6 protein-coding genes are annotated in these 6699 nt (G+C 62.5%); 3 read left to right on the forward strand and 3 right to left on the reverse strand.

The window, feature by feature from the left end; all coding sequences use genetic code 11:
• The first annotated feature begins 93 nt into the window (after positions 1-93).
• The 3 genes from CHB99_RS24325 (at position 94) to CHB99_RS24335 (ending at position 4328) form a co-directional block, all read left to right on the forward strand.
• Positions 94-1041 (forward strand): NmrA family NAD(P)-binding protein, encoded by a 948-nt coding sequence (locus CHB99_RS24325; RefSeq protein ID WP_042128720.1) that lies wholly within the window; start codon positions 94-96, stop codon positions 1039-1041.
• A 29-nt stretch (positions 1042-1070) separates the two neighbouring features.
• Entirely contained in the window at positions 1071-1442 is a 372-nt protein-coding gene (locus CHB99_RS24330) for a hypothetical protein (RefSeq protein ID WP_042128718.1), read from the forward strand.
• Positions 1443-1544: 102 nt separating this feature from the next.
• On the forward strand, positions 1545-4328 hold the full coding sequence (locus CHB99_RS24335; RefSeq protein ID WP_141137332.1) for a winged helix-turn-helix domain-containing protein: 2784 nt from the start codon (positions 1545-1547) through the stop codon (positions 4326-4328).
• A gap of 315 nt (positions 4329-4643) precedes the next feature.
• Here the strand turns inward: CHB99_RS24335 and CHB99_RS24340 are convergent, their stop codons facing one another.
• The 3 genes from CHB99_RS24340 to CHB99_RS24350 form a co-directional block, all read right to left on the reverse strand.
• Positions 4644-5123: a DUF6392 family protein gene (locus CHB99_RS24340; RefSeq protein WP_084702922.1), complete on the reverse strand. Its 480-nt coding sequence runs from the start codon at positions 5121-5123 to the stop codon at positions 4644-4646.
• A 358-nt stretch (positions 5124-5481) separates the two neighbouring features.
• The gene (locus CHB99_RS24345) at positions 5482-5964 is read right to left on the reverse strand and encodes a DUF6392 family protein (protein WP_042128712.1); all 483 of its coding nucleotides are present in this window, start codon (positions 5962-5964) and stop codon (positions 5482-5484) included.
• Positions 5965-6699: S-type pyocin domain-containing protein (locus CHB99_RS24350; RefSeq protein ID WP_170946410.1), on the reverse strand; the 735-nt coding region annotated here is incomplete at its 5' end.

The following is a 6699-nucleotide window of genomic DNA, read 5'->3' on the forward strand; positions in this document are numbered from 1 at the left end:
GATCGCAGGGGGCGTGTCACCCGGGATTTTCCCTAACCTCGTCCTGTCGCCCGGGCAGTTTCGCCTGGGCGGCGGCCATCCAAGGAATCCCTCATGACAAGAAAAACAGTAACGGTATTCTCGGCCACCGGTGTCGCCGGAACGGCTTGTGTCGAAGAACTGCTTGCCCAGGACCTGTTCGATGTTCGCGTGCTGCTGCGCCAGGGCGAAGCGCCGGAGAAATCCTCCCTGGGAATCACCCAGGCCGCCTCGGCGAAACAGCGCAAGTGGGCGGACTGGCAGGCCCGCGGCGTCGAGCTGCGGGAAGCGGACTGCGCCAGCAACGAGTCGCTGATTCCCGCCCTGCGCGGCACCGACTACCTGGTGTCGTGCGTGCCGCTGAGCGCCACCGAAGCCCAGTACCCGCTTGTGCACGCCGCGCGCGAGGCCGGCGTGGAACGCTTCGTGCCCTCCGAGTTCGGCTTCATCTACGAATGGGAAGCCCAGCAGACCACCAGCACCGTGCACAGCCGCACCGCCCGGCAGAAGGTGTTCATCCGCCGCATGATCGAGCTGGCCGGCATGGACTTCACCATCATTCCGGCGGGCCTGTGGCCCGAGTACTACATGCTGGAACCGATCGGCATCATGGGCGACGGCACGCAGAAGGTGGCCTGGTCGAGCGGCACGGACCTGGGTCGCATCATCCCCCATGTGCTGGCCCACCCGGCCTCGCGCAATGCCGTCTGCCCGGTGGCGGCCAGCGCTTACTGCAGTTGGGACGAACTGCTCGAGGTGCGCGAACGGGTGCTCGGACGCCCGGTGGCGCGGCGCTACCTGGATCACCAGCAGTGGAAACAGGCCCACGACGCGGCCAGCGATGGCCCGATGAAAACCCTGCTCGGCATCGGCGTCGCCGCCACCGGGCAAGCCGAAGGCATGCCGCTGTGGGGCAACTGGAACGGCCTGCACCTGCCGCGGTTCGAGGGCACCCCGCTGGAGCGCCTGTTCCTCGACTACATCGAACCGTTCACCGCGGATCTGCGCCAGGCCCTGGCCTGAACCCCACCCACTCGCGAGAGGATCTCTCCATGTACACCCATGCCCGCTGGCTCATGGGTAGCGCCGCCCTGTTCAACTGGGCGGTGGTACTCGGCTTGCTGTTCTTCGACGAGCGCCTGGCGCCGCTGCTCGGCCTCGACCCCAGCAGCGGCAGCAACCTGGCCCTGCGCGACCTGGCCCTGGTGCTGATCGCCACGTTCGGCGGTGCCTACCTCCACGCCGCGCTCGATCCCGTGCGCGGGCGTCCCTACATCGTCCTCGGCGCCATCGGCAAAGCCCTGGTGGCGCTGGCCATCTACAGCCACTGGGCGCTGGGCCACATCACCTGGCAACTGCCGGCGCTGGTGGCCGGCGACGTGATCTACAGCCTGCTGTTCATCCACTTCCTGCGTCGCTACTGACGTCCCGATCGGGGTGGGCTATAGGCCCGCCCCGATGCTTGCGCTACAGTTTCAGGCGCGCTCGACGCACCTGGTATAACAAAAAGAAAGCAGGCCATTGCCGTGTTGATTACCAAACTGCTGCCCCCGCGCTACCACCACGTCCCGCTGCTGCGCGAGCGTCTGCTGGAACGCCTGAACAACGTCGCCTTCCAGGCCTTGATACCGCTGCGCGCGCCCGGCGGCTTCGGCAAGACCACCCTGCTCGCGCAATGGCGCAAGACCCTCATCGAACAGGGTCACAAGGTCGGCTGGATCAACCTCGACGAGACCGACAACGAGGAGAACCAGTTCCTCGGCTACTGGCTCGCCGCGCTTGACCAGGCCGAATGCCCCGTGCCGCGACAGCTGGTCGATACCTACGAGCGGGGCCGCCCCGAAACCCTGGACAACTTCCTCACCGTGCTGGTCAACGTGCTCGCCGAGTTCGAGCACGAGCTGTACCTGATCCTCGACGACTACCACAGCATCGACAATCCACGCCTGCACGAACTGCTCGGGCGTGTGGTGAAGTACGCCCCGGCCAACTTCCATCTGGTGATCAGCTCGCGTACCGAACTGCCGGCCTGCCTTGAGGGCACCCGGCAACGCAGCCGCGGCAACGAGCTCAACGTGCGCAGCCTGCGCTTCTCCGAAAGCGAGACCCAGGCGTTTCTCGGCGAACGCATGAAGGAGCCGTTCAGCGCCGACTCCTGCCGCGCCCTGTTCGAGGCCACCGAGGGCTGGATCGCCGGCATCCAGATGCTGGTGCTGTCCAACGAGCGCAAGGACCCGGACTTCGCCGACTGGTCCAAGGGCCTCTACCCGCTGGCCGAAACCATCCTCGAAAACACCCTCAGCGTTCTCCCGCGGGAAACCCAGGACCTGCTGCTGCGCCTGTCGGTGCTGGATCGCTTCAACGTCGAGCTGTGCGAAGAGGTGCTGGGCGTACGCAATGCCCAATGCATTCTCGAAGGCCTGGCCGCCGACGGCCTGTTGCTGGTGCCGCTGGACCACGACGAGAAGTGGTACCGCTTCCACGCGCTGTTCGGCGAACACCTGCGCCAGCGCCTGGCCGAACGCGTGGTGGCCAGCCTCGGCGACCTGCACCAGCGCGCCCGACACTGGCTGGAGAGCGACAACCCGCGACAGCGCTCCAACCTCTCCGCCTTTCTGCGTGAGTGCCGCAGCGAACTGAATGCCATCGACCTGCCCTCCTTCCACTACCGCGCCAGCCTGTGGTTCGAGCGCCGCGGTCACCTGGTCGAAGCGGTGCACCACGCGCTGGCCTCTGAAGGCGAAGAGCGCGCCTACGACCTCATCGACCGCTGCGTGATGACCGTGCTCGCCACGGGCGACTTCAACACCATCCTGGCCTGGACCGACAAGGTGCCGGCGGCGGAACTGACCCGCCGCGGGCACCTGCGCGTGGCGCGCTTCTGGGCCCTGGTGCTGGGTGGCCTGCACCTGCAGAGCGCGCACCAGGAACTGCGCGACCTGCAGCAGGCGGTCGATGTCCAGGGTGGCATCAGCGCTTTCGAATACCAGGTCTGCCAGCGCACCTTCGACGCCCTCAGCGGCAACAGCCCGTCCGCCCTCGGGCTGCTCGAACACTGGCCGCCCAGCGGCGACCCCTACCACAACGGCGTGGCCTGCAACGCGCTGATCTATGCCCTGGCCAGCGCCGGGCGCTACGACGACGTACCGAATATCCTCAGCCATCACCCGGAACCGCCGCCCAGCGCCACCCGCGGCCTGACCTATGCCTACCGGCAGTCGTTCATCGGCTGGATACAGTTCCTCAAGGGCAACCTCAGCCGTGCCAGCGCCAGCCTGAGCGAAGCGCTGTTCCGCCTCGACGAGTGTTTCGGCCGACGCTCGGCGCCCGCCTGTGTGGTCGCCGGCTACCTCGCCGAAGTGCTCTACGAGAGCAACGACCTCGACGCCCTGAAGAGCCTGCTCAGCGGGCGCATCGAAGTGATGAACGAGCGGGTGTTCTTCGAGAGCTACCTGCGCGCCTTGCTGGCCGGCGCGCGCCTGCTCTTCCTGGAGGGCAACGTCGACGGTGCCAGCGAGTTGCTGGAGCGCCTGCAACTGTTCGGCCGCAGCACCGGCCTGCAACGGACGACCGCTGCCGCCCTGGCCGAACGCATCCGCCTGTACCTGCACAGCGGCGACCTTCAGGCCGGCAAGCGCCTGCAGACCCGGCTGGACACCCTGGCGGAGCGGCCCGACGCGGCGCTGACCCCGTCGGCGATGGGCAGCAACTTCGACGTGCCGGTGCTCGCCATCCTCTCGCGAGCGCGCATTGCCCTGGCCGAGGGCCTGCCGCAATGCGCGCTGGACGAACTGGCGCCCCTGCGCGAACTGACTCCGGACGTACGCCTGGACTACTGCGTGAAGGTGCGCTTGCTGCACTGCCTGGCCCTGTACCAGCTCGACGACACGGGTTGGCGCGAAGCGCTGCTGGAACTGCTGGAAGTCAGCGCGCGCTGCCAGATGCTGCGCAGCCTGTGCGACGAGCTGCCGCAAGTGCAGCGGATGCTGATGGAAATGAGCGGCGAGCTGCCCTCCTCCGCGCTGGAGGAATACCTGGCGCAAGTCCTTGCCGGCCTTCAGCGGCCACGCATGGAGCAGCCGGTACGCCAGCACTCCGAGTACAACCTCAGTGGCCGCGAGCAGGACATCCTCGACCTGCTGGTGCAGGGCATGCCGAACAAGCGCATCGCCCTGGCGCTGAACATCTCGGCGGAGACCGTGAAGTGGTATCTGAAGAAGCTGTTCGCCAAGCTCAACGTCAGCGACCGGGTGCATGCGATCGACAAGGCGCGTCGGGAGAAGTTGGTGGGTGAGCGGAATTCGGGGTGATCGACCCGGGTGGGGCCTTGGGGGTCGTGTCGCCGCCTGCAATGGATCAGCTCGCGACAGCGCCACCGCCATTCAACCCCAAACTCCCTGTATCCCGTGAAGCCCCCCAAAAAAGCCCCCGACCTCACGGCCGGGGGCTTCTGCCTGCATCAGACAAGGATCAGAAATCCCCGCGCAGGTTCAGCATGTAGTTGCGTGGCTCGCCAGTTGGTGTCTCACAGCGTCTGTTGAGCTCAATCGTGCCCTTTGTCGATCAAGCGAAACGCAAGGCCGGAAGCAGATTTGTCTGTCGTGAGTTGGATTGACCGACTCTTATCAATCATCCGCAGCATCAAGTAGGCAGAAGGACAAGCCAGATACTGTTTGATCTGCAAGATATTGAATGGCGACTTCGGCATTAGGGTGTATGGAGTCATGCAGGCGATAGGCATCCCAGCCGCCCGTTAAACCGATCAGAGGCATCTTGACCGGCCCCTTTGATTGATAGGGTTCGCCAAACTTGGCGCGGACTGTTTGTTTGGTCATCTCAAGGGTAAAAGGATTCGGTAGTTCTCCTTTATATGCTGGAACCGTCGCCATTCGTCCTTTCAAGGTGACGACGATGCGCTCGAGCTTCATCGTTTTTGCTTGAAACCAAAGTTCAATGCCAGGGACAGGCTTTGATATGAATTCTTCGGCTACCCCTTCTCTTGGGGATGGAATAAGTGATTCATTTATCCTGACACCTGCCGCAACCAGCCCCTGAAAGGTTTGCCCTAACCCTGCAACCCATCGATCAATCTCTTTAGCGCTCATCAGTACCATCCGTTTCTTTCATTGTGGTGCTTTGGCCCTATCGCTGCATGGGCATCTACACATCTTTGAAGGCTTGCCGGGAACCGCATCAAGGCTGCCGGGTGCTTGCCGTGACAGGTGCGGCGCTTGATCTGGAGGGCGCTGCAAGGCCTGAGACAGATACTTGGCAGCCTTGATGCGATTTCCGGTCAGCCCCCAAAAAGCCCCCGACCTCACGACCGGGGGCTTCTGTCTGCATCACCCGAGGATCGGATATCCCCGCGCAGGGTCAGCATGTAGTTGCGTAGTTCGCCGTACAGGCGATGGGGTTGCGTCCTGTGTGACCAAGTCAGTTGGTGTCTCACAGTGTCTGTTGAGTTCAATCGTGTCCTTTGTCGATCAGGCGAAACGCCAAACCGGAAGCAGATCTGTCTTCACGAAATTGAATAGCAACCTCCGCGTTGGGGTGTATGGTTTGATCAAGACGGTACGCATCCCACCCCCCAGTCATGCCAAAAGGAGGCGGAAGTTTGGCTGGGCCTTTTGAGTGATCTGGCTTGCCAAGTTTTTCATGAATACTTACTTGGTCCATCTTGTGCGTAAAGGGTATCGGTAGTTCGCCAGAGTAGACGGAAGTGCCCTCAGTCCGAGCTATTAAAGTAATCACGATTCTTTCCAGTCTGGTCGTCTCCGCCCAGAACCATAGTTCCATGCCTGGCGCCGGTTTGTAGATTAGGTCCTCATTTTCCCCCTCTTTGAATAGAGGGATCAAAGCTCTATCCTGGATCTGTCCAGCTGCAACGAGATCTTTGTAGGTGCGACCCAGGCTACTGACCAGGTTAATGATTTCTTTGGCATTCATTTATTGATACCACCCTTGTTTTTCGTTGATTCGATGCATCATGGCTCTTGCGCTTTCAAGGGCTTCTTCGGTAAAGCCGTCCTCAAGTAAATATGGTGTTATCGCCTCAAAGTTGCTGTCCACTGCAGCGCGAAGATTACTCGCATCCAATAGCTGTTTTCTCCGGCTATTTCGACCGCCATAAGTTTCGCTGAACCTCTGATGGACTTTGGCTGGAATCGCAATGCTTGCCACACCGTTCAAATAATCGTCGCTAGTAGCAACGTCCGCTATATTGGCCCCGATGAAACGCTTGATCGCCGCTCGTGATGGCATGTGATCCACATGAAGTCCATTCCGTGGTCTTCCCTTGAATGCCCCGTAGACATCGACTTCCAACGCTTCAACCGCCGGCTTGGCAAACACCAGATAAAGCGGTGGCGCCCCCGAATCCGCCGGGAACGTCAGGATCACGTCCTGCCAGGTGATGTCCTCGGCATCGTGTCCGGGATAGGTGGTGATCTGGCTGTTCCGCCCCGTGGGGATCGGGTGAACCAGGATGTTGTCCAGCACATCCGGTCGCGCGCCGGGATAGGTGGTCGGCGCCGTCACCAGCGGACCGTTGTTGGGTGTCCAGGTGATGGTCAGGCCGCCGAGGCGCGCCTCCATCGCGCTTTTGTCGGCATTCCAGTTGGCCTGCCTGACCGCTACCCGGTCCTCACCGCCGTAATGGCTGAAGGTATGGAAGCCATGGAT

This window comes from Pseudomonas japonica (assembly GCF_900188455.1).
GTDB classification, from domain to species: Bacteria; Pseudomonadota; Gammaproteobacteria; order Pseudomonadales; family Pseudomonadaceae; genus Aquipseudomonas; species Aquipseudomonas japonica.

What these genes read in the sequence shown, in the direction of transcription:
- CHB99_RS24330 (WP_042128718.1), top strand. Translation starts at nt 1,071, where the DNA reads ATGTACACCCATGCCCGCTGGCTCATGGGTAGCGCCGCCCTGTTCAAC.
- CHB99_RS24340 (WP_084702922.1), bottom strand. Translation starts at nt 5,123, where the DNA reads ATGAGCGCTAAAGAGATTGATCGATGGGTTGCAGGGTTAGGGCAAACC.
- CHB99_RS24345 (WP_042128712.1), bottom strand. Translation starts at nt 5,964, where the DNA reads ATGAATGCCAAAGAAATCATTAACCTGGTCAGTAGCCTGGGTCGCACC.
- CHB99_RS24325 (WP_042128720.1), top strand. Translation starts at nt 94, where the DNA reads ATGACAAGAAAAACAGTAACGGTATTCTCGGCCACCGGTGTCGCCGGA.